Raw genomic sequence first — 24,749 nt, 5'->3', positions numbered from 1 at the left:
CCCGCCGGTGTCGCCCGCCCCGATGGCCCGCAGGGGCAAGGGGCATCGCCCCCATTGGGCCCGGGCGTTGGGCCCACGGGCCCTGTCGGCGGGTACCGCGGGGGGCCTACCCTGCCGGTGCTCCGGGGGAACTCGCGCGGGTGTGCGAGTGCGAGTCAATTCACTTACATACAAGAAGTGTTGGGTGAGTCACGTGTCCGGGCTCGGTCTCCAGGCGCACTCGGGTGCCGCGGGTGTCTTCGCGCGGTTCAGGCAGTTCACGGGGTACGCGCGGTTCGCGCGGCACCTCAGGGACCGGCGCGAACGCACCCCCATGCCGCCCTCCCTCCGCGCCGCGCGCGTGCTGCTCCATGTGCTGTTCGGGCTCACGGTCGTGGGCACGCTGAGCGTGACCGTCGACGCCGTGGCCACCGGCCTGATGACCCTGAAACTCTTCGCCCTGGCGCTGTACGCGGCGACGCCCGGCATCCTGGCCTGGGTCCTCCTCCGGCACCTCCGCGAGGGCGCCCTGCGCGTCTGGGCCGGCCTGGTCGCGACCCAGGTGTGGCTGGCGGGCGGCGGCCTGGTCAACGTCGCCGGGGGCTCGGCGCAGGGCCTCAGCCAACTGGTGCTGCCGCTGGCGACGCTGGTCTTCCTCACCCGGCCCGAGACCCGTACGTGGTCGGGCGGGCAGCCCTCCACGAAGGGCCTGCGGGAGCGCATCTCGGAGTTCTCCGTCTCGCGCATGCTCTTCCGGCGGAGCGACCGGGCCCAGACGGGCGTGGAGTATCTGGGCATGGTCCTGGTCGTCTCGGTGATCATGCTGGCGATGGTCACGGGCGGCATCGCGGGCCGGATGACCGGCCGGCTGGAGGAGGCCGTCTGCAACCTCGGGGGCGGCACGTCGTGCTCGGCGGCCGGTTCGACGGGCGGTACGACGGGGAGCGGCGGGGCCAGTGGCGGGACCGCCGGTGAGACGGCCGGTGAGACGACGACCGGGGGTGCGACGGGCGGCGCGAACGGTGGCGCGACGGGCGGCGCGAATGGTGGCGCGAACGGCGGTGCGAACGGCGGCGCGAACAGTGGTACGACGGGTGACACCACCACCGGCGGCGCGACGGGTGGTACGGCCGGGACCGGTGGTACGGCCGGGACCGGTGGCGCGACCGGGGGCGAGGACAACGGCGGTACCACGGCGGGTGGTACGGCGACCGGGGGCAACGCCGACGGCGGTACGTCGGGCAGCGGGACCTCCGGCAGCGGCGCGAGCGGCAGCGGCGCGTCAGGGAGCGGCGCGAACGGCGGGGACTCGGGCGGCGACCGGGGCGGGGCGACCGGCGGGGCGGTGACCGGCGGGACCACCGGGAGCAATACGGGCGGGACCACGGGCGGGACCACCAGTGGCACCTCCGGGGGTACGGCCGGGACCGGGGGCGCGACAGGCGGCAGCACCGGCGGATCCAATGGCGGATCCAATGGCGGAGCCAACGGGAACGGCGGCAACAGCAGCGGAGAAGACGACAACGGCGGGGCCGTAGCCGGAGTGATCGGCGGGACGTCGGGCGGTACGACGGGCTCCGGCGGGGCGACGGGCTCCGGCGGGGCGACCGGCTCCGGCGGGGCGACCGGCGGCAACAACGGGGGTGCCAGCGGGGGCGCCAGCGGGGGCGCCGCCTCCGGCTCCGGCGGGGCGTCCGGTGGTACGAACTCGGGCGGCGCGAGCGGCAGCAGCGGAAGCTCAGGCAACTCGGGCAGCAGCGGCAGCTCCGGCAGCTCCGGCAGCGGCGGAAACTCGGGCAGCTCGGGCAGCTCCGGTTCTGGTTCCGCTTCCGGCGGTGCGAGTGGCGGTGCCAGTGGCGGCGTGTCCGGGAGTTCGGGATCGGCCTCCGGTTCCGCCTCTGGTTCCGCCTCCGGCGGTGCGAGCGGCGGGGCTAGTGGCGGCGTGTCCGGGAGTTCGGGATCGGCCTCCGGCTCGGCCTCCGGCTCGGCTTCCGGCTCGGCCTCCGGCTCCGGCGGTGCGAGTGGCGGGGCTAGTGGCGGGGCGAGCGGCAGTTCAAGCTCCGGCGGCTCCAACTCGGGCGGTGCGAGCGGCAGCAGCGGAGGCGCGTCCGGCAGCTCCGGCTCCAGCGGTTCGAACAGCGGTGGGACCGCGAACGGCGGCAACGAGACTCCGGAGTCGCCCAAGCCCGAGGACTCGGAAGACCCGAAGCACCCGGACCCGCCCAAGGACGACTGCGACAACCAGCGCATGGTCGGCATGGGCCCCGCCCCGACCTCCACCGGATTCGGCTCCACCGGATTCGGCTCCACCGGATTCGGCTCCACCGGATTCGTCTCCACCGGTTACGTCATCCTGGCGGCGGGCGAGACCTCCGGCCCCAACCAGAACGGCACCAAGACCTCCGTAGCGTCGCAGATGGCCGCCGCAGGCAAGTCGGCCGCCGCTTCCGGCGTATCCGGTTACGGCACCTACGAGGAGGCCGAGGAGGCCGCCAAGCAGGCCTGGGGCGGGGGCGCCGACTGCTCGAACAAGGACCAGAACGAGGACCAGCCCAAGGACACGCCCGAGGACGACCCCAACCAGGAGAACGAGAAGGTCCCCACCCGGGACCCGATGCGCGCCCTGGACGACGTCCCGGACTACAAGCCGGGCCCCGCCGCGAGCAAGGAGTGGGCCCGGCAGGTCGAGGAGATCGCCAAGAAGAACCCGCTGACCGAGAACCTCACGGCTCAGGACGCGCTCGTCATCGCCAACTACACCGGTAGCTGGGCCGCCGACCTCAACGGCTATCTGCGCACCGGGAACGCGCGCGGATCGTTCAAGAACCCGGAAGCCAAGGTGCAGTTGATGGACGAGGCGCTGAGCCATCTGCCGCCGGTGCCCGACCTCACCGTCTACCGGGGCACGTTCATGCCGGACAACGTTCTCCAGCAGTTCCTCAACGGCGACGAGGTCCAGTTCCCCGAGTACCTGAGTACGTCCACGGACCTGGGCAAGGCGGAATCCGCCCTGGGCCGGGCGAGCGGAGGGGGCGCGGGCGGCGAGAACGTCCTGCTCGAAATCGAGACGAGCAACGGCCGCAACATCGACCCGCTCTCCCGTTACCGGGGCAAGGAGTCGGAGGTCCTCATCCCGCGTGACGGAAAGTTCACGATGACCAGCCAGGAGACCCGGATCATCAACGGCAAGGAAGTCAAGGTCATCAAGGTGACCCAGACCGGCTGACCTGCCCTGCCCTGCCCCGCCCCTGTCCGGCCCTGCCCCGCCCCTGTCCGGCCCGCCGGCCCCGTACGGACGCGCAAGAACCCGCCGTACGGGGCCGGTCGCAGGGCGGCGGCGGAGGGCGACGGCTTCCTCAGGACGGGGAGCCGTCGCCCTCCGCGTCCTCCTCCAACTCGGCGAAGTGGTCGAACTCCCCGGCCATGACCCCCTTCACGAACGCCTCCCACTTCACCTGGGTGGTGGTGACGATGTTGTCGGGGTCGCTGGTCTCCCGGAGATGAACGAGATCGTCGGCCCCGGCGGCCACCTCGATCCAGGGCCCTTCCCCGTCATCCCCCTCGGGCGCGGCACGGACCCATTCGAGCGTGGCGGGATCGGGCGCGGGGGCGGGCAGTTCAGTCATCGCTGTCGGACTCCTTCACCGAACGGAGAAACGTGGCCCCGGTGACCGGGCCGGTCGCCAGGGTGGTGCGCGCGGGACCGGCGCTCCCGGCAACCCGTATCCCCTTGCCCCGCGCTCCGCGCGCCACGGCGACGCTCGGACAGGCCTCGCCCTGGGCGCAGCAGGACGACCTCTGCCAGGCGGACGCCGTCATGATTTTCCCCCTTCCCGGACTCTGGTTCACAGGTTCACAGGTTCTCGGCGATCTCGTGGATGAAGTCGCGGGACTCGGCCTCCGGGAGGGCCATGCCGTCCAGCCGCTCGACGAGCATGCGGTACTGGTTCAACCGGGCCTCGGCGTCGACGAACGCGACCTCGTGGGCCTGGTCGGGCTGCACCGCCCGGCGGGCAGCACGCCCCGGGCCCGTACTCCCCGCGTATCCGCGCCCGGGAACCGCACCGGCTCCGGGTCGGGGTCCGGGACGGCGCCCCGGAGATTCCGCCGCCGTTCAACGCCGACCCGGTGGCGCCGTCCGGGGCGCCCGGGTGCGGGAGCGGGTTATGGCTCGTACGGCTCTACGCCGACAGCCGGGGCGTGTACCACCTCGGGGGAGAGCACTCCGGGCACTGCGGGAAGGTGCTGCGGGTGGAGGCCGGAGGAGGCGACGGCGCCGGGTGTGGGCGGTGGGCGGAGCAGAGTGACGTCGATCGGGTCCTCGGACTCCAGGGCGAACCCGTGGCGTTCGTAGAGCCGGCGCGCGGCGCTGCCCTGGACGACGACGAGGCGGACGGGGAGGCCCTGCTCGTCGGCGCGTTTCAGCACCGTACGCAGGACGGCGGAACCGAGCCCGAGGCCCTGGTGGCGCGCGGCGAGGTAGAAGTGCTCCAGCACGAGCCCGCCGGGGACGGGGCGCACGGTCACGGACCCGGCCACCCCGTCGTGGTCGTCGCGATCGCCCTCGACGACGATGACCGAGGTGTGCTCCAGGGAGAAGGAGTCCCGCAGCCGCTGCCGCACCCGGTGCTCGTCGTACCGCCCGAGCCGCACCAGATCCGCCCGCATCACGGCGGCCTTCAGCTCGGCCACGGGCTCCACGTCCGCCGCCGTGGCGGCCCGTAGCGTCCACCGCGGCTCCGGGCGGGTCCCTGGGCGGGTCCCCGGCCGCGTCTCCGGGAGCGTCTCCGGCCGGGTTCCGACGGGCGCTCCGGGCCGCCGTATCCCGTCCTGGGCCGGTGGCGCCTCTCTGGTCATGTCCGGATCCCGTTCTCTTCCCGTTCCCGTTCCCGTTTCCGATTCCGTTCCTGTTCGCCCTCGCCCTCGCTGTCGCGCCGGTCCGGCGGGGCGGACCGGAAGGGGCGGCCGGTCACTTGACTCCCGCAGATGATGTCATGCGCCCGGTGCCGTGCGTCTGCTCCGGAGTCCGCCGCCGCGTGAGCCGCCGTGTGAGCCGCTCCCCCTCGATGTCCACGTCGGGCAGCGCCCGCCCCAGGGAGCGCGGCAGCCACCATGCCCTCTCGCCGAGGATCGCCAGCACGGCCGGTACGAGCGCCATGCGGACGACGAACGCGTCCAGCAGGACCCCGATGCCCAGCGCGAAGCCCATTCCCTTGATGACCTGCATGTCCGCGAAGACGAAGGAGCCGAAGACGGCGATCATGATCAGCGCGGCGGCGGTCACGACCTGCGCGCCGTGCCCGAACCCGTGGATCATCGCCTGGACGGGCGGCCGGCCGTGCGCGTACTCCTCGCGCATCCGCGAGACGAGGAAGACCTCGTAATCCATGGCCAGGCCGAAGAGGATGCCGACCAGCAGGATCGGCAGGAAGCTGAGCACCGGCCCGGTGTCCTTGATCCCGAGGAGGCCGGAGAGCCAGCCCCACTGGAACACCGCCACCAGGGCCCCCAGAGAGGCCCCCAGCGACAGCAGGAAGCCGAGCGCGGCCTTCAGCGGTATGGCGATCGCGCGGAAGACCAGGGTCAGCAGGACCAGGGCCAGGCCCATCACCACGAGGCAGTACACGGGCAGGGCGGCGGAGAGCTTGCCGGCCACGTCGATATTGACCGCGGTGGCACCGGTGACGTCGATCTCCGTGCCGGTGCGCCGCTCGACCGGCTCACGGAGCTGCCGTATCCCGGCCAGCAGCCGCTGGGTCGCCTCCGTCTCCGGGCCGCTGGACGGCGTGACGCTGATCAGGGCCGCGCCGCCGGACTCGGCGGGAACCACGGGGGAGACCGCCGCCACGCCCGGCAGTTTCCCCACGGCCGAGGCGAACTCCTGGGCGGCGGGGAGCACGGTCCGCTTCCCGCCCTGGACCAGGACGACCAGCGTGCCGCTGTACCCGGGCCCGAACCCGTCGTCGACGAGCTGCTGGGCGCGGGCAGCGGAGGTGTCGGGGTCCTGCGTCCCGCCGAGGCCGAGCCGGAGATCCGCCGCCGGTACGGCGAGGATGCCCAGGCCCAGGAGGGACACGACGAGCACGGTCCAGCGGCGCCGGGCCACCAGCGCGGCCCAGCGCCGGCCCGCGCCAGGCCGGTCCGTACGGCGGTCGGCGCGTTCCGAGGCGCGTTCCGAGGCCCGTTCCGCAGCCCTTTCCGTGGCCGCCCACGCCGTACTGGACGCACTGGATGTACTGGACGCACTGAACGTACCGGACGTACCGGACGTACCGCTGATGACGGCGGCGCCCAGCAGACCCAACACGGCCGGCAGAAGCGTGACGGCCACCAGCACGGAGACGACGACGGTCGCGGCGGCGCCCAGCCCCATGACGGTGAGGAACGGGATGTTCACCACGGCCAGTGCCGCGAGGGCGATCACGACGGTGGCGCCGGCGAACACCACCGCACCCCCCGCCGTCCCGTTGGCGAGCCCGGCCGACTCCTCCGGGTCCATGCCGTCCCTGACCTGGATCTGGTGCCGGGAGACGATGAACAGGGCGTAGTCGATCCCGACGGCGAGCCCGAGCATCACCGCGAGGATGACCGATGTGCTGTCCATCGTGACGACGCTCGTCAGGGTCAGCAGACCCAGCACGCCGACCGCGACACCGACCAGCGCGGTGGCGACCGGGACGATCGCGGTACGGAGGGAGCGGAAGACGAGGACCAGGACACCGAGGGCGATCACCACCCCCACCGCCTCCCCGGGGCCGACCACCTTGATCTCGACCTCCGAGAAGGCGTCCCCGCCGAGCTCCACCGCCAGCCCCGTTCGCCGGGCCGCCGCGGCGATGTCCTCGACGCCCCGCCGCGTGGCCTCGGGCAGCGTGCCGCCCCGCTCGGTCGCGAAGGTCAGCCCGGCGATCCCCGTCCCGCCGTCCGCCGACACGGTGCCGGCGGAGGCGGCCGGGGCCACGGCCGACGCCACGCCGGACACGCCGGCGGCCTCGCGGACGGCCGTGCTCACCGCCCGCCCCGCGCCCCCCTCGGTGAGGCTCCGCCCCTCCGGAGCCCGGAAGACGATCGTCCCGGTGAGGCGACCGTCGTCGGCGGGGAACTCCGTCCGGACCACGTCGAGGGTGCGCTGCGCCTCCGTACCCGGGATGGTCGTCGCGGAGGCGAACGGCTTCATCAGCCCCACGGCGGCGGCCACCGCCACCAGGAGAAGGACGCACCAGGAACCGATGACGGACCATTTCCGCCGGTAGGCGAAACGGCCCAGGCGGTACAAGAGTGTGGACACGCGAAGACTCCCGGACTGTCAGGGAAGGAAAGAAGGAAAAGAAAGCGGGGAAGGGCGAGCTGCCCGCGTGCTCCACGCTAGGAACGGCGCGCGGTCCACCCTGCGGAAAAGGCCCCGTGCGACCGGTCTTCACATACAACTCCCATGGAGCGCCGCCGAGCGGTCGGGCATGCTCGAACGGGCCCGCCTCACCACGTACAACCGGGAGAGGCCTCACCACGTACAACCGAGAGAAGCCTCACCGCGTACAACCGGGAGAGGCATCACCGCGTACAACCGAGAGAGGCCTCACCACGTACAACCGGGAGAGGCCTCAACGCGTACGACAGAGGAGGCGTCACCCCGTACGGCCCGGGGAGGCGTCACCCCGTACCACCAGGAGAGACAGAGACATCCAGATGAGCGATCGCACGTCCCCGGGGACCGCCGCCCCGCAGGGCGAGCCGTCACCCCGGCAGGGACGGCTCCTGCTGGTCGACGACGAACCGGCGATCCTGGACAGCGTCGGCCGCTTCCTCCGCTTCATCGGCTACGAGGTCCGGACGGCCGCGACCGCGCAGGAGGCCCTGACGCGAGCGCGTGACTTCCTGCCCGAGCTGATCCTCCTCGACGTGATGCTGCCGGACGGCGACGGCATCGACGTGATGCGGCGCCTGCGCGCCGACGGCCTGCCGCACGCCGTCATCTTCCTCACCGCCCGCGACGCCCGCGCCGACCGGGTCAAGGGCCTCACCGCCGGCGGGGACGACTACGTCACCAAGCCCTTCGGGCTCGACGAGGTGGCGGCCCGTATCAGCGCCGTGCTGCGCCGCACCAGACGAACCGACCGGGCCGACCCGGTCCTGCGCGTGGCCGATCTGGAGCTCGACACGGCCACGTACGCCGTGCGCCGGGCCGGTACCGCGATCGACCTCTCCCGCACCGAGTTCCGCCTCCTGCGCTACCTGATGCTGCACGGCGGACGGGTCGTGCCCCGTGCCCAGCTCCTCGACCATGTCTGGTCCTACGACTTCGGCGGGGACGACACCGTGGTCGCCACGTACATCAGCTATCTGCGCCGCAAACTCGACCGGCTGGGGCCGCCGTTGGTCCACACCCAGCGCGGTGTCGGCTACCGCATCGGGGAGCCGCGGTGCTGAGCCGGATCGGCCGGTGGCCGCTGCGGTCCCGGCTCAGCGCTCTCGTCACCGCCCAGTGCGCGTGCGCCATGGCGGTCACCGCGCTCACCTGGGTCGTCAGCGGGGACCCGGCCGCCATCGTCATCGTCGAGGTGGCCGGGCTGGCCGGGGTGGCGGCGGGCAGCACCGTGGTCGTACGACGCGAACTGCGCCCGCTGGAAAGGGCCGCGGCCACCGCGGACGCGATCGCGGCCGGTGACTTCGGCCGGCGCCTCACCGAGGCCGTGCCGGCCGCCCCGACCGGCGAGGTCGGCCGGCTCGCCGAGGCGTTGAACCGGATGCTCGACCAGATCGAGGCGTCCCTCGCCGCGCGGGAGCACTCCGAGGCCCGTATGCGGCAGTTCGTCGCCGACGCCTCCCACGAACTGCGCACCCCGCTGCAATCGCTGCGCGGCTACGCCGAGTTGTACCAGCGGGGCGCCTTCCCCGACCGGGCCTCGGCGGACGACGCCGTGGCGCGGATGCTCGCCGAGATCCATCGCATGACGCGGCTCGTCACGTCCCTGCTCACGCTGGCCCGGTTCGACGAGGAGGACGAACCGGAGCTGGAGCCGGTGGATCTGAGCCGGATCGTCGCCGACTCCTGCCATGACGCCGCGGCGGTCGAACCGGCCCGCCCGTTCCAGCCGCGCGTGGAACCCGGTGTGACCGTCCTGGGCGACGAGGCGCAGTTGCGCGGCCTGCTGGCCAACCTCCTCGCCAACGTCCGCATGCACACCCCCACCGGCACACCGTGCCGCGTCGAACTCCGCACGGCCGGGGACGAGGTGCTGCTCCGGGTCGAGGACGAGGGCCCGGGGATCCCCCAGGACGCCGTCGGCCACGTCTTCGACCGCTTCTACCGCGCCGACAAGGGCCGCAGCCGCGCCCGCGGCGGCAGCGGACTCGGCCTGCCCATCGTCGCCGGCATCACCAAACTCCACCACGGCCGCCTGACCCTCCACAGCACCCCCGCCCACGGCACCCGAATAGAGGTGACCCTCCCCGCCCCCCACGCCCTCCCCCCGAAGCCCCGCCCGACCGATGCCCGAACCCCGTCATGACCCTTCACCGGACATCCGACGCGGTTGCCATGGGATTCAGGGTGATCGACCAGATGTCCCCCGGCTGAAATGGTTCGTCCTCTCCAGGATTCCGGAGCGTGACGATAGACGCCGGGGTTCGGCGGACGGAGAATGTTGCGTATTCTCCCTGGGATTTCGCTCGATCCTCGTCAATTCGGCATCCGCCCCCCGTGAGGAGGCGGCGTACGGTTTCGAAGGGTACGCGGCTCGAGAAAGCGCCGTATCGATCGATCAGAGGGGCGGGAACCAGGTTGCCGTTGTCCCAGGCGAGCCGGTGCACCTGCAGGGAAACTCCCGTGCACTTCCAGGCGCGGCTTCTGGTGAAATGCACCTCGATCAATCCGTAGTCGCGCCGCATCCTGGACTTCTTGACGTCGTCGACGTATTCATGGCCGAGTGCCGCCTCCCATTCCTCTGGATCCGACAGCAGGTTTGCCCCCATCAATTCGCCGCGAATCATTGCGGTCGTGTAGAATTCAAGATCGCTCATTCTGTTTTCCCCAGGGCTTTGATGAGGAAGTGGATTTCGGCTGCCCTGTTTGAAGCCATGCCGAGGGAGAGGGGCTTCCCCCAGGTCGTCGCCGGGCGGCCCGCCGCGTCGTACGCCAGGCGGGACAGTCGGGTCAGGTGCTCCACGGCGAGAGGCGGGTCATTCCGTGGGATATCCTTCCAGGAATTCCAGATCGTCGATCGTGGACATTCTCGCCACGCCGCTCTCGCTATTCACCAGGACGGGCCAGCAGTCCAGCATGACGTCCATCTCGTTCCGCGTGGAAATGTATTCAGGGGAGTTGTATGGAATCACCCAGTACCCCTTGAGGTGCTCGATGTTCTGTGTGTCGATGACCAGTTTCGAATCGTCTGGGTGGCGCTCCCGCACCATTACTTCTTGGGCGATTCGCGCGGCGTGTTCTTTTGAGATCATCAATTGACTCGCATCATGAGGTAAGTGGTCCAGTTGGCTACATGAGGGCCCCGCCCGTCACCGCGATGCGGAAAACCCCGGCGGCGTACCGGCGGCGAGGAGGAGCTTCTCCCACCAGGGCCAGGGGCCGGGCCCGGCGCCGGTGCCGGTGACGGTGGACCGGCCGCGCCGCCACGCCTGCCGCAGGGAGAGGCCCCGCCACACCTCGGCGGTGGCGGTGGCGTCCAGGTGCGCGGTCCGGGTGGCGATGTCGTCGCGGAGGGCGGCCAGGAGGGTGGGGCGGGTGCGGGGATGGGCGGCGGCGTAGAAGAGGGCTCGGCGCTGGCGCGCGTACCGCAGGGCGATCAGCCACGTCCATGGGAAGCGCAGCAGGCCGTACGAGAGGAGCACGGAGAGCGCGTCCCGGCCGTTGTTCTGGCTGCCGTTCGGTTCGTACGGGGCCGACTCGCCGTGCGGTGCGGACTGTCCGTACGGCATCCACTGTCCGTACGGGGCCGACTGTCCGTATGGGACCGACTGTCCGTACGGGGCCGACTTGGCCTGGGCCGCAGGGGCGAACGCGTAGGCGAGGACGGACTCCAGCAGCGCGAACCCGGCGCCGACCGCCCCGCCCAGGACGACGAAGTCCGTCAGGCCCCACTGGATCCGGCCACGCATCGCCCAGACCGCGAGGAGCAGAGGGGCGATCTTCACCAGTTCCTCGACGGGCGGGGCGGTCGTCCAGGTGACCGTCGCGAGCACCTCGCTCAGCCGTGATTCGTGCGCCGCCGCCAACTGCCGTGCGGCGAAAAGCTCCAGGAGAACGGTGACCACACCGCAGCCGTACGCCCCGACCCCGAAGGCCAGCAGCACCGTTGGCCACCCCGACGACCGCAGCGGCCACGACAGCAACAGCAGTTGCAGTACGCACCACAGAGCCGCGGCCGTCATCCAGAACGCCACGCGCCCCACCCCGTTTTACTTGCTTGAGTTTATTTGCTTGAGCGAATGTCGATGCGAACGGGACGGTACGGGTGGGGTGGGTGCGTGTCAAGATTTCTGTGGCCGATCTCCGACGGTCGCGGGGGAGTTTGGCGGAACCATGGAGTGGTGGTTCGTTGGAAGTGTCCGGAGGGTGGGTAAAGGGCACCTAAGCGGCCCGGGGCCACACGGTGACGTGAGGGTGGGGCGCGGGCGGCGGAGTGCGGAGCGGGAGCACGGAGCGGGAGTGCGGAAGCACGGTCACCGAAGCCGGGTGCCGGGAGCGCCGTGGGAGTGCGGCGGCCCGGGTCTGAGAGGGGACGGCCTTGACTGAGGGCCAGGGGGCGTTGCTGTGGCGTAAGAGCAGCCATAGTGGTCCAGGCGAGGACAGTGATTGCTGTGAGGTCGCTCTCCTCGCCGGGGAGGTCAGGGTCCGGGATTCGTGGAGACCGGATGCCGAGGTGCTCTCCTTCACGCCGGATGTCTGGCGGCCGACCCTGGCGGCCCTGATCGCCGGGTGGACCCATGAGTGACAGGGGCCGGGAGCGGGCCGGGGGAGCTGTGGGCCGGGAGTTCCGTCGGGGGCTCCGGGGGGTCAAGGGAGGCGGCGTGGCAAAGGGGCGCGCGGGGACCGGGGAGCTGAAGATCCGGGACGCCGAGAGGTCCGGGCAACTCCTGGGCGGAGACCATGGGTTCGCCGGGTACTGCGTGGTCGCCGGTACGGTCGCGGTGGCGTCCGGGGCGGGTGCCTCGCTGCTCGGCGGCAGTTGGGCCGTACGGCTCGCACTGTGGCTGGTGGTGCTGGTGGGGGTCGCGGCGGCCGCCGGGTGGTGGTGGGCGCGGGTTCCGGTCACGGCGCGTCGCTGGACGGTGGGCCTTCTGGTGCGTCCGGCTGCGCGGACCGCACCGACTCGAAGGCCCTCGTGAACGTCCTGACCAGGAGCGCCGCCCCGCTGACACCGCCGGTGACGCACGCCGCCGGATGGATCCCCATGAGGATCCCGGCGTAGGTCACCAGGGAGAGCGTGCCCAAGGAGAAGGCCGTCAGGAACGCGAGGTTGCGCAGGATGCGTATCGCGTCGTCCGCGCGGGCCCGGTTGCGGTGGATGAACTCCGCGTTCTCCCTCGCCCTTATCCGCTCGAAACGTGCGCTGGCCGCGTCGCTCCTCATGGCCTGCTTGACCACGGAGTAGTAGTCCGCCTGCCCGGTGGGCCCAGTCTCCGCCGGAGCGCGACGCGCGGAGCCGGCGGTCGGGTCCTCGGGGGGCCCGGACCGTCCGCCTTGTCCGCCTCGTTTTCGTCTGTTCGTCGCCATGGCTTCCTCTGGGCCCCCGTTGGCACGCTGAAGCGACGTCAGTCGCTGTGGAAGTTCACGATCAGGTCATCGAGCAGTGCGATCGTCTCGTCCTCGCTCAGAGCCTTGCTGCTCAGATCCTCGAAGCACTCCTGGTAGCGGGCGACCATGGCGCGGTTGTCCCGATTGGTGAGGACGCCCCCCGGCCCCGCCAGATAGAGGACGTCCTCGTCGTCCCGGAAGCCCAGGAGAGTGAAGCTGCTGTCCATGCTGTCGTGGGCGCCCGCGGTGAACGGGAGCGCCTGGAGGGTCAGTTGGCTCCCGGACGCCAGTTCCTTCAGATGTGCCAGCTCGCGGCGCATGACGGCCGCTCCGCCGATCTGGCGGCGCAGTGCGGCCTCGTCGGCGATCACGTGTACGGCGGGACCGCCCTCCTGGAAGATCCGCTCCTGCCGGGCGGCCCGCAGGTCGATGCTCTGCCGGGCCGTGGGCTTGGGCTCTCCGGTGTCGAAGAGCGCGGTGACGTAGTCCGTGATCTGGAGGAGGCCGGTGATCAGGCTCGGGTGGTACGCGCGGATGGAGTCCGCCGAGCTCTCGTAACCGAGGTGCTGGGCGAACGTCGGGCTGATGATGTCGTTGTACTCGGACCACCACGACTGGCCCTTGCTGCCCCGGGCCGCCTCCTCCAACTCCGCGACCACGTCCGGGTCGTCCACGCCGTACTCGCGGAGCATCGCGCGTAGATCCGTGACCGACAGGCTGACGGTGCCCGCCTCGATGCGGATGATCTTCGACAGCGACCACTCCAGCGCGTCCGCCGCGTCGCGCTGGGTCAGGTTCGCCTTGTCGCGGGCGCTCCTGAGGGCGAGGCGCAGTTTGCGGCGGTTGAGGCTCGGGTCCACGGCCGTGGGCATGGCGCTCCTTCGGTGTGCTGCCGGACAACGCCAGAACGCGATGTGTCGTGGCGGAGCCAGCGAATTCGGTAGGGCGAACCGCCCAACCCTATGGGACCGACTCGCATCGACACAGCCGGAAAGGCGCCATCAGGATGGGTAGTACCCGAATGACACATGGCTAATCAACGTGTGCTGACGGCCTCACTCGAAAGTGGTGCAGACCACATGCCGGGCCGGACGCCACGGGGCTGAAGTGCCGGGCGGGCGGGGAGTGGTGGAGGAGGCGAGGCAGGGAAGGGCGCGGGGCATATCGCGGTGCGCCCCGTCTCCCCTGGTCGCACCCCCGCGCTCGTATGCTCAAGGAATGACTACGAGCGCACCGCAGGGGCCCGGGAACATGCCGTCGGGCGAGGGCGATCGGCCGACCGTCAGCTCCATGCGCCGGGCCCTCAAACGGGCCAGGGACGGGGTGGCGCTCGACGCGGGTGAGGCCGCAGTGCTGTTGCGGGCCCGGGGGGAGGATCTCGCCGATCTGGCGGGGTCCGCCGCGCGGGTCAGGGACGCCGGGCTGGCGGCCGCCGGGCGGGGCGGGATCGTCACGTACTCCCGGAAGGTCTTCATCCCGCTCACCCGCCTCTGCCGCGACAAGTGCCACTACTGCACCTTCGTCACCGTGCCCGGCAAGTTGCGCCGCGCGGGGCACGGCATGTTCCTCTCCCCCGACGAGGTGCTGGACATCGCCCGGAAGGGCGCCGAACTGGGGTGCAAGGAAGCCCTGTTCACCCTCGGCGACCGGCCCGAGGACCGGTGGCCCGAGGCGCGCGAGTGGCTGGCGGCCGAGGGGTACGACGACACGCTCGCGTACGTACGCGCCATGGCCATCCGCGTCCTGGAGGAGACCGGGCTGCTGCCCCACCTCAACCCCGGGGTGCTCTCCTGGACCGACCTCCAGCGCCTCAAGCCCGTCGCGCCCAGCATGGGCATGATGCTGGAGACCACCGCCACCCGCCTCTGGTCGGAGCCGGGCGGCCCGCACCACGGCTCGCCCGACAAGGAGCCCGCCGTCCGGCTGCGGGTGCTCGAAGACGCGGGCCGTTCCAACGTGCCGTTCACCACCGGGGTGTTGATCGGCATCGGCGAGTCGTACGAGGAGCGCGCCGACGCCCTCTTCGAGCTGCGCCGGATCCAGCGCGCGTACCACGGCCTCCAGGAAGTCATCGTCCAGAACTTCCGCGCCAAGCCCGACACCGCCATGCGCGCCATGCCCGACGCCGAGCTGGAGGAACTGGCCGCCACCATCGCCGTGGCCCGCCACATCCTCGGCCCCGCCGCCCGGATCCAGGCCCCGCCCAACCTCGCCGACGCCCACGAGTACGCGCTCCTCATCCGCGCCGGCATCGACGACTGGGGCGGTGTCTCGCCCCTCACCCCCGACCATGTCAACCCCGAGCGCCCCTGGCCGCACATCGACGAACTCGCCGCCCGCACCGCCGAGTCCGGCTTCGAACTCCGCGAACGCCTCACCATCTACCCGGAGTTCATCCAGCGCGGCGAGCCCTGGCTCGACCCCCGCCTGCTGCCCCACGTCCGCGCCCTCGCCGATCCGGAGACCGGGCTCGCCCGTACCGACACGCTGCCCGCCGGGCTGCCCTGGCAGGAGCCCGACGAGGGGTTCACCGCCACCGGCCGCACCGACCTGCACCGCACCATCGACACCGAGGGCCGCACCACCGACCGGCGCGAGGACTTCGACGCGGTGTACGGGGACTGGGCGGCGCTCCGCGAGGCCGCCGCCCCCGGCCTGGTGCCCTCCCGGATCGACACCGACGTACGGAGCGCCCTCGCGCAGGCCGCCGACGACCCGACCGGGCTCACCGACGACCAGGCCCTCGCCCTGCTCCACGCCGACGGGCCCGCCCTCGACGCCCTCACCCGGATCGCCGACGCGGTGCGCCGCGACACGGTCGGCGACGACGTCACGTACATCGTCACCCGCAACATCAACTTCACCAACGTCTGCTACACCGGCTGCCGTTTCTGCGCCTTCGCGCAGCGCCGCACGGACGCCGACGCCTACACCCTCTCGCTCGACCAGGTCGCCGACCGGGCCGAGCAGGCCTGGGAGGTGGGCGCCACCGAGGTCTGCATGCAGGGCGGCATCCACCCCGACCTGCCCGGCACCGCCTACTTCGACATCGCCCGCGCGGTGAAGGAGCGCGTCCCGGGCATGCATGTGCACGCCTTCTCCCCGATGGAGGTCGTCAACGGCGCCTCGCGCACCGGACTTTCCATCCGTGAATGGCTGACGGCCGCCCAGGAGGCCGGACTCGACTCGATCCCCGGTACGGCGGCGGAGATCCTGGACGACGAGGTCCGCTGGGTCCTCACCAAGGGCAAGCTGCCCGCCGCCACCTGGATCGACGTCATCAGGACCGCACATGAGTTGGGTATCCGGTCCAGTTCCACCATGATGTACGGGCATGTCGACCAGCCCCGCCACTGGCTCGGCCACCTCCGTACACTCGCCAGCCTCCAGCGGGAGACGGGCGGGTTCACGGAGTTCGTCACCCTCCCCTTCATCCACACCAACGCCCCGGTCTACCTGGCCGGTATCGCCCGGCCCGGCCCGACCGACCGGGACAACCGCGCGGTCACCGCGATGGCCCGGCTGCTCCTCCACCCGTACATCCCCAACATCCAGACCAGTTGGGTCAAGCTCGGCGCGGAGGGCGCGGCGGAGATGCTCCGCTCCGGCGCGAACGACCTGGGCGGCACGCTGATGGAGGAGACCATCTCCCGTATGGCGGGCTCCCGTTACGGCTCGTACCGCTCCGTCAAGGACCTCACCGCCATCGCCGAGACGGCGGGCCGCCCGGCGAAGCCCCGCACGACGCTGTACGGGGAGGTCCCGGAGGAGCGGGTCAGGGCGGCGGCGGCATCGGACGGACATCTGCCGGAGCTGCTGCCTCTGCTGGCAGACTGAACCGAGGGGGGAAGCCTCAGGAGGCGGAAGTCCCGAGGAGCGGCAAGGCGGGTACGGGCGGTACGGGCGGTACGGACACACGCGGGTAACAGGTACACGCGGGTACAGGTACACGCGGGTACAGGTACACGCGGGTACAGGTACACGCGGCTACAGGTACACGGGGATACGGGGAGTACGTACGTGGCGCAGGCGCGGGCGGACCAGCCGTCGATGGCCGAACTGATAGCGCGGCGGCGCAGATTCGTAGGCCGGGCCGCCGAACTTGCCTGCTACCGCGAGAACTTCGGCTATCCGCCGGAGGACGAGCGGCACCGCTACCTGTTCCATGTGCACGGCAACGCGGGCGTCGGAAAGACGTCGCTGGTACGGGAGTTGGAGCAGGTCGCGCGAGAGTGCGGCGCGCTGACGGCGTACGTGGACGAGTCGGTCAGCAGCGTCCCGGAGGCGCTGGCCGTGATCGCGGACCAGTTCGACCGGCAGGGGTATCCGCTCAAGCGGCTCGACCGGCAGCTCGACACGTACCGCCAGCGGCGGCACGAGGCGGAGTCGGCGGCGGGTGCGGCCGCCGGCCTCGCCACGGGCCCCGGCCCGGGACCGGGCCTCGGATCCGGCCCCGGGCCGGGACCTGGACCGGGGCTCGGCCACGGCTCCGGGCCCGGCTACGGCTCCGGTGCCGGTTACGGTCCCGGCCCCGGGGGTGGGCCGCCCATCGGCCCCTCCGCCGGTGCTCCGCCCGCGCCCCCCACCCCCTCCGCCGGCTCCACCGCCGCCGTCACCGCCGGGGTGATCGGACTCCGGATGGTCCCGGTCGTCGGGGCGTTCGCCGACGCGCTCGACACCCAGCACCTCGCGGCCGGCGCCGACCGGCTCCGCGCCACGCTGAGCGCGCGCTTCCGCGATCAGGAGGACGTCCAGCTCGTCCTGCGGCCCGAGCAGGTGCTGACCCCCGTCCTCCTCACCGAACTGACCGCCGTCTCCCGTGACATCCCCTGGCTCGCGCTCTTCTTCGACACGTACGAACGCACCGCGCCCTTCCTCGACACCTGGCTCCGCGACCTGGTCAAGGACGGCCGGTACGGTGACTTCCCGGCCCAGGCCGTCGTGACGCTCGCCGGGCAGCGCCCCCTCGACACCGCCGTCTGGGGCGGCACCGGGGGCTTCGCGACCGCCCTGCCGCTCGCGCCCTTCACCGAAGGCGAGGCGCGCACCCTCCTCGCCGCGAAACGGGTCACCGACGAGGCCGTCGTGGAGGAGGTCATCCGGCTCTCCGGCGGCCTGCCCGTCCTCGTCTCCACGCTCGCCGAGAACCAGCCCACCGACCCGGTCGACGTGGGCGACCCCAGCGCCACCGCCGTCGAACGCTTCCTCAAGTGGGAGCAGGACCCCGTCCGCAGGGCCGCAGCGCTCGCCTGCGCCCTGCCGCGCCGCCTGGACGAGGATGTCTTCCGCGCCGTTCTGGCCGAGGCCCCCGCAGGCCACCCGGGCGAGGCGGGGTACACCGGACCTGCGGGTCCGGAACGGCCCGCGGCGGATGTGGCCGTCCTGTACGACTGGCTGCGGGACCTGCCGTTCGCCCTCCGCAAGGACGGCGGGGTCACCTACCACGGCGTGGTGCGCGCCCCCATGCTCCGCCTCCAGCGCACCCGCTCCCCGCGCGGCTGGCGCGAGCGGCACACCGCGCTCGCCGCCCGCTTCGCCCGCTGGCGGGCCGAGACGGAGAGCGAACTGCCCGCCGACGAGGTGTGGGAGAGCCCCGAATGGCGCGCGTTGCGCTTCGAGGAGACCTACCACCGGCTCTGCGCGGGCCCGCGCGCCGCGCTCCCCGGCGCGCTGCGCGACGTCATCGAGGCGTGCCGTTTCGGCGAGGGCCCCGCGGAGGCCCGCCGGGCCGCGCGCGTGCTGGCGGAGGCCGGTACGGACACCGGTGACGAGACGGCCAGGGAGTGGGGCCGCCGGCTGCTGGCCGCGCTCGACGACGAGGAGGCGGGCGTACGGGCCGCCCTCGGCGTCCTGCTCGACCGGCCGGGCCTGGACACCCCGGGCCGGGCGGCGGCGCACCGGGTACGGGGCGCGGAGCTGCGCGAGGCGGGGGAGTACGAACGGGCGCTGGCCGAGTACGGCCGGTCGCTCGCCCTCGATCCGGACGAACCCCGCGCGTACTACGGCCGGGGCCTCACCCACGAGTCCGGCGGGGCCCATGAGGAGGCCGTGGCGGATCTGCGCCGTGCCGACGAACTCCTCCCGGACACCCCCTGGATCCAGAGCGCGTACGGAGAAATGCTGCGGATCGTGGGCAGGTACGAGGAGGCCGCCGCGCTGCTGGACCGGGCTCTGCTGCTCGACCCGACCGACGATTTCTCGCTGGCCTCCCGGGGCGCCACCCACCACGCCCTGGGCCGGCACGAGGCGGCCCTCGCCGATTTCGACCGCGCCGTCGAGCTGGACGGCGAGTTTCTGTGGGCGCTGGTCCGCAGGGCCCGTCTGTTGCTCCGGGCGCTGGGCGAGACCGAGCGTTCCTTCGCCGACCTGGACCGCGCGGCCGAACTGGCGCCGGACAGCGCCTGGATCGCCTCCGAGCGGGGTGAGGCGTACCGGATCGCCGAGCGGGACGAGGACGCGGACCGGGAGCTGACCCGGACCCTGGAACTCGACCCGGAACACGCCTCGGCGCTGGCGAGCCGGGGGTATGTGCGGCACCGGCTCGGGCGGGACACCGAGGCGCGCGCCGATTACGACCGCGCGATCGAACTGGACCCCGAGTACGCCTGGGCGCTGGGCCACCGGGCCGTACTGCGCCAGGAAGAGGAGGACACCACCGGCGCGCTGGCCGATCTCGACCGCGCCGTCGCCGCCGACCCCGACCTCCTCTGGGTCCGGCGGGAGCGCGGGGAGGTCCGGCTGGCGGCCGGGCGGTACGAGGACGCCGTCGCGGATCTCACCGAGGTGCTGAACCGGGAACCCGGCGAGACCTCGACGCTCTTCGTACGCGCTCTGGCCCACTACATGGGAAGCCGCTACGGTCAGGCCTTCGCCGATCTGGACCTGGTCCTGGAGCTGGACCCGGACCACCGTCAGGCGCACTACTGGCGGGGCAGGACGGCCCTGGCGGCGGGCCGCCCGGAGCAGGCGTACGCCGATCTCGTACGGCGCGTCGAGCTCTCCCCGGACCAGGGGGAGGACGCGGACCCGGCCCGGCGAGTCCTGGCGGGCGTGTGCTCGGTCCTGGGGCGGCCCGAGGAAGTCCTCCGGTGGCTGGCCGCGTTGACGGTCCCCGAGAGCGACGACGCGCAGCTCCGGTGCGAGGCGCTGCGCCGTACGGGGCGGTGGGCCGAGGCCCGTGCGGTGGCCGAGCGGTACGGCCCTGAGGCGCCGGTGTTCGGAGCCTTCCAGCGCGCCATGACCGGCACGGTGGCCGAGGGGGCGGACGCCGGGAAACCGCTCTGGCGGGAGGTGGAGGGACTGCCGTCGGAGGGAGTGGACCGCCCGGAGGAGATGGCCGTGTTCGCGGGCCTGTTCGGTGCGGTCGTACGGGGGGAGTGGGCGGCGGTGGACGCCGCGCTCACCACGCTGCTCGGCCTGGAGCACGACTGGGACGACCTCGCCGACTTGTTCCTCCACCTCGAAGAGGTGAGCCACGCCCCCGGCATCGACACCGCCCGACTCGCGCCCCGCCTCGCCCGCGTCGCCGCCGCCCGGGACGCCTTCGCCGCGCGGTGGGCGTGAGTCGCGACCGAAGACCCGGACGTGAGCCGCGACCGAAGACACCGACCGAGGACCCGGACGTGAGCCGTGACCGAAGACACCGACCGAAGTGACCCGCCCCGCTACTTTCGTCGGATGCGGGGCCCCGTCCGCCCTCCGTAACGTCACCGGTATGACCGCCGAGCCCGTACGCCCGTCCCCGCCGCCCGTACCGCCCGCACCCCCGTCCCCCACCGGAACCGCCGCCACCGGAACCACCCCCACCGGCCCCGCGCCCGGCGGCGGAACCGGATCCCTCAAGCGCCTCGCCGACGTCGACGCGCTCCGCGGCGTCGCGCTCTTCGGCATCCTGATGGTCAACATCCCGTTCTTCGCCAGCGGTTACACGCTCCTCGACGTCCCCGACCCGGCCCGGGACGCCTGGCACGACCATCTGGCCTCCGGGGTCGTCGAGTTGCTCTTCCAGTCGAAGTTCTATCTCCTCTTCGCCTTCCTCTTCGGCTACAGCTTCACCCTCCAGCTCGACTCGGCAGCCGCGCGCGGCCACTCCTTCCGGCCCCGCTTCCTCCGCCGCCTCGGCGGGCTCTTCCTGATCGGGGCCGCCAACGCGGTGCTGCTCTTCTACGGCGACATCCTGATCACGTACGCCGTCCTCGGCCTCGTCCTCTTCTTCCTGCGCGGGATCTCGCCGCGTACCGCGCTCCGGACCGCCGGGATCATCACCGGGGCCATCGTCTTCCTGATGCTGGCCCTGGGTGTCGTCGTGGCCGTGTTCGACGACTCCTCCGTCACCCTGACCGCCGCCCAGCGCGCCGCCGAGCTCGCCGAGGGGCGGGAGACGACCGAGGCGATGCGGGGCGGGTTCCTCTCCGTGCTCGGGGAGCGGGTCTCCACGCTGCCGCTCACCATTCCGCTCACCCTCTTCTTCCAGGGGCCGCTGGCCTTCTCCGCCTTCCTGGCCGGGCTCGCCGCCGGCAAGCGCCGCGTGCTCGACCACACCGCCGCCCCGGACCCGGAGCGGTACCGGCGCCGGCTGCGGACCCTCCAGTACGTCGGCTTCCCGGTCGGGCTCGCGGGCTCCGCCGCCGTCGTCCTGGCCGGCTCCGACAACCTCCTCGCCAGCGCCGCGCTCTTCGGCACCGCGCCCTTCCTCACCGCCGCGTACGTCGCCACCCTGCTCCGCGTCTTCCGCACCCGGCGCGGCGGCCGGTTCGCGGAGGTGCTGGCGCGGCCGGGGCGGATGGCGCTCACCAACTACCTGAGCCAGTCGCTGCTCTGCGGGCTGATCTTCACCGGGATGGGCCTCGGGCTCGTCGGCCGGGTGCCGTACGCCGGGGTGATCGGCGTGGCGCTGGCGATCTTCGCCGTACAGGTGGTGTGGAGCGCCTGGTGGATGCGGCGGTTCCGGATGGGCCCGGTGGAGTGGGTGCTGCGGGGCATCACCCACCTGGAGCGGCCCGCGCTGCGCATCGCGCGGCCCGCGCCGGGGGCCGGGGCCGCCACCCCGTAGCCCGGTTCCGTAACCTCCCCTTCATCTTCGTCACGGATACAGTGCTGGGCAGTCGCTCAAAGGCACATCCGAGGACGGACGGGCCCTACGGGACCGGCCCTAGGGATCTGGCCCTACGGGGCCGGCCCTACGGGACAAGCCCTAGGGGGAGGGGGAGAGGCGTGAGCGCACCGTCCGGAGCCATCTGGGGCCGGGCCGAGCAGCAGGACTTCCGCAGCCGGGTTCGGGGCGGGCTCCTCGGGGGTGCCGTCGGGGACGCGCTCGGGGCCGGGGTCGCGACCCTCGGGCTCGACGAGATCCAGGCGGCGTACGGGGCGGACGGCGTGACCGATCTCGTCCCCGCGTACGGGCGGCGCGGGGCCGTCACCGCCTCCACGCAGCTCACCCTCTTCACCGTGGACGGTCTGATACGGGCCCAGGTGCGCCGGGACATCGGGGCCTGGCACCCGCCGACCGATGTGCACCGGGCGCATCTGCGCTGGGCGGCCACCCAGCGGGAGTGGGGCCCCGACCTGCGGCGCAAGGACAACGGGTGGCTGGCGCAGGAGGAGTGGCTGTACGTACGGCGCGACCCGACCATCTCCTGCCTCACCGGCTTCGGCGACGAGATCATGGGCACCCTCGACCGGCCCAAGAACCCCATCGCCCGGGACGCGGGCGCCCTCGTACGCTCCGCGCCGTTCGGGCTGCTCGTCGGGTGGGAGCCGCAGCTCGTCTGCCAACTCGCCCTGGAGTGCGCGGTCCAGAGCCATGGCACCCCCGGGGCGTACATCTCGGCGGGCGCCTTCGCCGTGATCGTGCACGAGATCGCGCGCGGCGGGACGCTGGAGGCGGGCGTGGAGCGGGCCTGTGTGCTGATCGGGCGCTCCTCGGGCCACGAGCCGGTGACGGCGGCGCTCCGGCAGGCGGTGGAGCTGGTACGGCGCGGGGTGCCGGGCCCGGAGCAGATCGGCGCGCTCGGCGACGGGCGCACCGCCGAGTCGGCGCTCGCCGTCGCCGTCTACTGCGCGCTCGTCGCCGAGGACATACGGCAGGGGCTCCGCCTCGCGGTCAACCACGACGGGCCCTCCGCCACCACCGGCACCCTCTGCGGCTCGCTGCTGGGCACCCTGCACGGGGAGACGGCCCTGCCGCCCGCCTGGCTGGCGGAGCTGGAGGGCCGGCCCACCCTGCTGGAGATCGCGGACGACTTCGCGATGGAGCTGACGCAGGGGCCGAGCCTGCACCGCCCCGGCGTCACGGAGTCGGGGTGGCTGACCCGCTACCCGCGCGGTTGAACCCGTCGCCCTGCCCGTCGTTCTCCGCGTCGCCGTCGGTGCCGGGGTCGCCGTCGATCCGGCCGATCAGGGCGTCCCGCTCCGGGGTGTCCTCCGGCTTGAGGTAGCCGATCACGACGTACAGGACCAGCGAGACGGCGAGCGGTACGGAGACCTGGTACTGGAGCGGTACGCCGCCCTCCACGTTCCAGTTGATCGGATAGTTGACCAGCCAGAACGCCAGCAGCCCCAGCGCCCAGCTCGTGAGCGCCGCCGTCGGGCCGGAGCGGCGGAACGGCTTGAGCATGCCGAGCATGAACGGGATCGCGATCGGCCCCATCAGACCGGCCACCCACTTGATGACGACCGTGATGATGTCCTTGAACGTCGGCGAGTTGACCTGGGTGGCGATCGCCATCGACAGCGCCAGGAAGGAGATGGTCGACAGCCGCGCCGCCAGCAGCGCGGCCCGGTCCGACCAGGTGCGGGCCGCGCGCGAGAGCACCGGCGCGATGTCGCGGGTGAAGACCGCCGAGATGGCGTTGGCGTCCGACGAGCACATGGCCATGGTGTGCGAGAAGAAGCCGACGATGACCAGGCCCAGCAGCCCGTGCGGCAGGAGCTGTTCGGTCATCAGGGCGTACGCGTCGGACGCGTCCGGCTTCTGGGCCTCGACCAGGAGCGGGGCGCACCACATCGGGAAGAACAGCACCAGCGGCCACACCAGCCAGAGCGCCGCCGAGAGCCGGGCCGAGCGGGTGGCCTCCCGGGCGTTGGCGGTGGCCATGTAGCGCTGGGCCTGGTTCCACATGCCGCCGTTGTACTCGAAGGTCTTGATGAAGAGGAACGCGAGCAGGAAGGTGACGGTGTACGGCCCGGCGGTCGGCGACGCGTGGCCGTCCGGGAGCTTGTCCCACACCGTCCACAGGGAGCTGACGCCGCCCAGTTTCGCCATGACCGCGACGAGCATCGCGATCCCGGCGAAGAGCTGGATGATGAACTGGCCGAGTTCGGTGAGCGCGTCGGCCCAGAGCCCGCCGACGGTGCAGTAGACGCCGGTGATGACGCCGGTGATGAGGATGCCCTGGTTGAGGGAGATCCCGGTGAAGACGGAGAGCAGGGTGGCGATCGCGGCCCACTTGGCGCCCACGTCCACGATCTTCAGCAGCAGCCCGGACCAGGCGAGGGCCTGCTGGGTGCGGAGGTCGTAGCGGTGTTTGAGGTATTCGAGCGGGGAGGCGACCCGTAACCGGGAGCGCAGCCGGTTGAGCCGGGGCGCGAAGAGCTTCGCGCCGATCGCGATCCCGACCGCGATGGGGAAGGACCAGGTCACGAACGAGGTGACGCCGTAGAGATAGGCGATGCCGGCATACCCGGTGAACATGACCGCGCTGTACCCGGACATGTGGTGCGAGATCCCGGACAGCCACCAGGGCATCTTGCCGCCCGCGGTGAAGAAGTCGCTGACATCGCCCACGCGCCTGTGCGACCAGAGCCCGATGGCGACCATGACGCCGAAGTACGCGATGAGCACGATCCAGTCGAGACTGTTCATGTCACCCCTCCAGGGGTCCGCCGGATGAACGTCGGAGCCACTTCGTCAGAGGGCGCGTTCCGGTCGGCGGTGACCCCGTGCGGGAGCGGGGACTTGGGGATTGAACCGTCCGGCGGGGCGACGGGTCAAGGGTGCGGACAGGGCCGTGTGGTCACG

General features: G+C 72.1%; 20 protein-coding genes. 9 read left to right on the top strand and 11 right to left on the bottom strand.

The window, feature by feature from the left end:
• Nucleotides 1-184 precede the first annotated feature (184 nt).
• Nucleotides 185-3,205 carry an ADP-ribosyltransferase gene (locus AB0O07_RS16780; protein WP_365633285.1) on the top strand — a complete coding sequence of 1,007 codons (3,021 nt, stop codon included), beginning with the start codon at nucleotides 185-187 and terminating at the stop codon, nucleotides 3,203-3,205.
• Between the two features lie 130 nt (nucleotides 3,206-3,335).
• Here AB0O07_RS16780 and AB0O07_RS16775 read toward each other — a convergent pair whose 3' ends face one another.
• The 5 genes from AB0O07_RS16775 to AB0O07_RS16755 form a co-directional block, all read right to left on the bottom strand.
• Nucleotides 3,336-3,605 (bottom strand): DUF397 domain-containing protein, encoded by a 270-nt coding sequence (locus AB0O07_RS16775; protein WP_365633282.1) that lies wholly within the window; start codon nucleotides 3,603-3,605, stop codon nucleotides 3,336-3,338.
• Entirely contained in the window at nucleotides 3,598-3,798 is a 201-nt protein-coding gene (locus AB0O07_RS16770; protein ID WP_365633279.1) for a DUF397 domain-containing protein, read from the bottom strand. The genes AB0O07_RS16775 and AB0O07_RS16770 overlap by 8 nt, the downstream gene beginning before the upstream one ends.
• Nucleotides 3,799-3,832: 34 nt before the next feature.
• Entirely contained in the window at nucleotides 3,833-3,982 is a 150-nt protein-coding gene (locus AB0O07_RS16765; RefSeq protein WP_365633276.1) for a Scr1 family TA system antitoxin-like transcriptional regulator, read from the bottom strand.
• Between the two features lie 161 nt (nucleotides 3,983-4,143).
• The gene (locus AB0O07_RS16760) at nucleotides 4,144-4,671 is read right to left on the bottom strand and encodes a GNAT family N-acetyltransferase (RefSeq protein ID WP_365633273.1); all 528 of its coding nucleotides are present in this window, start codon (nucleotides 4,669-4,671) and stop codon (nucleotides 4,144-4,146) included.
• A 277-nt stretch (nucleotides 4,672-4,948) separates the two neighbouring features.
• On the bottom strand, nucleotides 4,949-7,267 hold the full coding sequence (locus AB0O07_RS16755; RefSeq protein WP_365633270.1) for an MMPL family transporter: 2,319 nt from the start codon (nucleotides 7,265-7,267) through the stop codon (nucleotides 4,949-4,951).
• A 398-nt stretch (nucleotides 7,268-7,665) separates the two neighbouring features.
• Here AB0O07_RS16755 and AB0O07_RS16750 point away from each other — a divergent pair, with 398 nt between their 5' ends.
• A complete protein-coding gene (locus AB0O07_RS16750) occupies nucleotides 7,666-8,406 on the top strand; it encodes a response regulator transcription factor (protein ID WP_365633267.1) in 741 nt (246 codons plus the stop codon).
• Nucleotides 8,400-9,488, top strand: a complete 1,089-nt coding sequence (locus AB0O07_RS16745) for a HAMP domain-containing sensor histidine kinase (RefSeq protein WP_365633265.1) — start codon at nucleotides 8,400-8,402, stop codon at nucleotides 9,486-9,488. The genes AB0O07_RS16750 and AB0O07_RS16745 overlap by 7 nt, the downstream gene beginning before the upstream one ends.
• A 4-nt stretch (nucleotides 9,489-9,492) precedes the next feature.
• On the opposite strand, the gene AB0O07_RS16740 is transcribed toward AB0O07_RS16745, so the two are convergent.
• From AB0O07_RS16740 to AB0O07_RS16730, 3 genes are all read right to left on the bottom strand, one after another.
• Nucleotides 9,493-9,999, bottom strand: a complete 507-nt coding sequence (locus AB0O07_RS16740) for a hypothetical protein (RefSeq protein WP_365633262.1) — start codon at nucleotides 9,997-9,999, stop codon at nucleotides 9,493-9,495.
• Nucleotides 10,000-10,158: 159 nt separating this feature from the next.
• The gene (locus AB0O07_RS16735; RefSeq protein WP_365633259.1) at nucleotides 10,159-10,434 is read right to left on the bottom strand and encodes a YrhB domain-containing protein; all 276 of its coding nucleotides are present in this window, start codon (nucleotides 10,432-10,434) and stop codon (nucleotides 10,159-10,161) included.
• 57 nt (nucleotides 10,435-10,491) lie between these two features.
• On the bottom strand, nucleotides 10,492-11,364 hold the full coding sequence (locus AB0O07_RS16730; RefSeq protein WP_365633256.1) for a PrsW family glutamic-type intramembrane protease: 873 nt from the start codon (nucleotides 11,362-11,364) through the stop codon (nucleotides 10,492-10,494).
• Nucleotides 11,365-11,720: 356 nt separating this feature from the next.
• Between AB0O07_RS16730 and AB0O07_RS16725 the strand changes: the two genes are divergently transcribed.
• A complete protein-coding gene (locus AB0O07_RS16725) occupies nucleotides 11,721-11,927 on the top strand; it encodes a DUF397 domain-containing protein (RefSeq protein WP_365633253.1) in 207 nt (68 codons plus the stop codon).
• 76 nt (nucleotides 11,928-12,003) lie between these two features.
• Nucleotides 12,004-12,321 (top strand): hypothetical protein, encoded by a 318-nt coding sequence (locus tag AB0O07_RS16720; RefSeq protein WP_365633250.1) that lies wholly within the window; start codon nucleotides 12,004-12,006, stop codon nucleotides 12,319-12,321.
• Here the strand turns inward: AB0O07_RS16720 and AB0O07_RS16715 are convergent.
• Both AB0O07_RS16715 and AB0O07_RS16710 read right to left on the bottom strand, forming a co-directional pair.
• The gene (locus tag AB0O07_RS16715) at nucleotides 12,245-12,709 is read right to left on the bottom strand and encodes a hypothetical protein (protein ID WP_365633248.1); all 465 of its coding nucleotides are present in this window, start codon (nucleotides 12,707-12,709) and stop codon (nucleotides 12,245-12,247) included. The two genes, AB0O07_RS16720 and AB0O07_RS16715, sit on opposite strands and share 77 nt — an antisense overlap.
• Nucleotides 12,710-12,747: 38 nt before the next feature.
• Nucleotides 12,748-13,602, bottom strand: coding sequence for a helix-turn-helix transcriptional regulator (locus AB0O07_RS16710; protein WP_365633245.1), 855 nt, complete (start codon nucleotides 13,600-13,602; stop codon nucleotides 12,748-12,750).
• Nucleotides 13,603-13,948: 346 nt separating this feature from the next.
• On the opposite strand from AB0O07_RS16710, the gene AB0O07_RS16705 reads away from it, so the two are divergent.
• The 4 genes from AB0O07_RS16705 (at nucleotide 13,949) to AB0O07_RS16690 (ending at nucleotide 23,059) form a co-directional block, all read left to right on the top strand.
• On the top strand, nucleotides 13,949-16,567 hold the full coding sequence (locus AB0O07_RS16705; RefSeq protein WP_365633242.1) for a bifunctional FO biosynthesis protein CofGH: 2,619 nt from the start codon (nucleotides 13,949-13,951) through the stop codon (nucleotides 16,565-16,567).
• 183 nt (nucleotides 16,568-16,750) lie between these two features.
• Nucleotides 16,751-20,293, top strand: a complete 3,543-nt coding sequence (locus tag AB0O07_RS16700; protein ID WP_365633239.1) for a tetratricopeptide repeat protein — start codon at nucleotides 16,751-16,753, stop codon at nucleotides 20,291-20,293.
• Nucleotides 20,294-20,444: 151 nt separating this feature from the next.
• The gene (locus AB0O07_RS16695) at nucleotides 20,445-21,782 is read left to right on the top strand and encodes a DUF418 domain-containing protein (protein WP_365633236.1); all 1,338 of its coding nucleotides are present in this window, start codon (nucleotides 20,445-20,447) and stop codon (nucleotides 21,780-21,782) included.
• A gap of 161 nt (nucleotides 21,783-21,943) precedes the next feature.
• Nucleotides 21,944-23,059, top strand: a complete 1,116-nt coding sequence (locus AB0O07_RS16690; protein WP_365633233.1) for an ADP-ribosylglycohydrolase family protein — start codon at nucleotides 21,944-21,946, stop codon at nucleotides 23,057-23,059.
• On the opposite strand, the gene AB0O07_RS16685 is transcribed toward AB0O07_RS16690, so the two are convergent.
• Entirely contained in the window at nucleotides 23,019-24,593 is a 1,575-nt protein-coding gene (locus tag AB0O07_RS16685; RefSeq protein WP_365633231.1) for a sodium:solute symporter family protein, read from the bottom strand. The genes AB0O07_RS16690 and AB0O07_RS16685 overlap by 41 nt on opposite strands.
• Nucleotides 24,594-24,749 lie beyond the last annotated feature (156 nt).

The sequence above is a fragment of the Streptomyces sp. NPDC093085 genome (assembly GCF_040683935.1).
Taxonomy (GTDB): domain Bacteria; phylum Actinomycetota; class Actinomycetes; order Streptomycetales; family Streptomycetaceae; genus Streptomyces.
The sequence above is the reverse complement of the archived record's forward strand: the minus strand, read 5'-3'. Positions and strand labels throughout refer to the sequence as shown.

What these genes read in the sequence shown, in the direction of transcription:
- AB0O07_RS16740 (WP_365633262.1), bottom strand. Translation starts at nt 9,999, where the DNA reads ATGAGCGATCTTGAATTCTACACGACCGCAATGATTCGCGGCGAATTG.
- AB0O07_RS16730 (WP_365633256.1), bottom strand. Translation starts at nt 11,364, where the DNA reads ATGACGGCCGCGGCTCTGTGGTGCGTACTGCAACTGCTGTTGCTGTCG.
- AB0O07_RS16710 (WP_365633245.1), bottom strand. Translation starts at nt 13,602, where the DNA reads ATGCCCACGGCCGTGGACCCGAGCCTCAACCGCCGCAAACTGCGCCTC.
- AB0O07_RS16770 (WP_365633279.1), bottom strand. Translation starts at nt 3,798, where the DNA reads ATGACGGCGTCCGCCTGGCAGAGGTCGTCCTGCTGCGCCCAGGGCGAG.
- AB0O07_RS16750 (WP_365633267.1), top strand. Translation starts at nt 7,666, where the DNA reads ATGAGCGATCGCACGTCCCCGGGGACCGCCGCCCCGCAGGGCGAGCCG.
- AB0O07_RS16715 (WP_365633248.1), bottom strand. Translation starts at nt 12,709, where the DNA reads ATGGCGACGAACAGACGAAAACGAGGCGGACAAGGCGGACGGTCCGGG.
- AB0O07_RS16695 (WP_365633236.1), top strand. Translation starts at nt 20,445, where the DNA reads ATGACCGCCGAGCCCGTACGCCCGTCCCCGCCGCCCGTACCGCCCGCA.
- AB0O07_RS16735 (WP_365633259.1), bottom strand. Translation starts at nt 10,434, where the DNA reads ATGATCTCAAAAGAACACGCCGCGCGAATCGCCCAAGAAGTAATGGTG.
- AB0O07_RS16775 (WP_365633282.1), bottom strand. Translation starts at nt 3,605, where the DNA reads ATGACTGAACTGCCCGCCCCCGCGCCCGATCCCGCCACGCTCGAATGG.
- AB0O07_RS16705 (WP_365633242.1), top strand. Translation starts at nt 13,949, where the DNA reads ATGACTACGAGCGCACCGCAGGGGCCCGGGAACATGCCGTCGGGCGAG.
- AB0O07_RS16685 (WP_365633231.1), bottom strand. Translation starts at nt 24,593, where the DNA reads ATGAACAGTCTCGACTGGATCGTGCTCATCGCGTACTTCGGCGTCATG.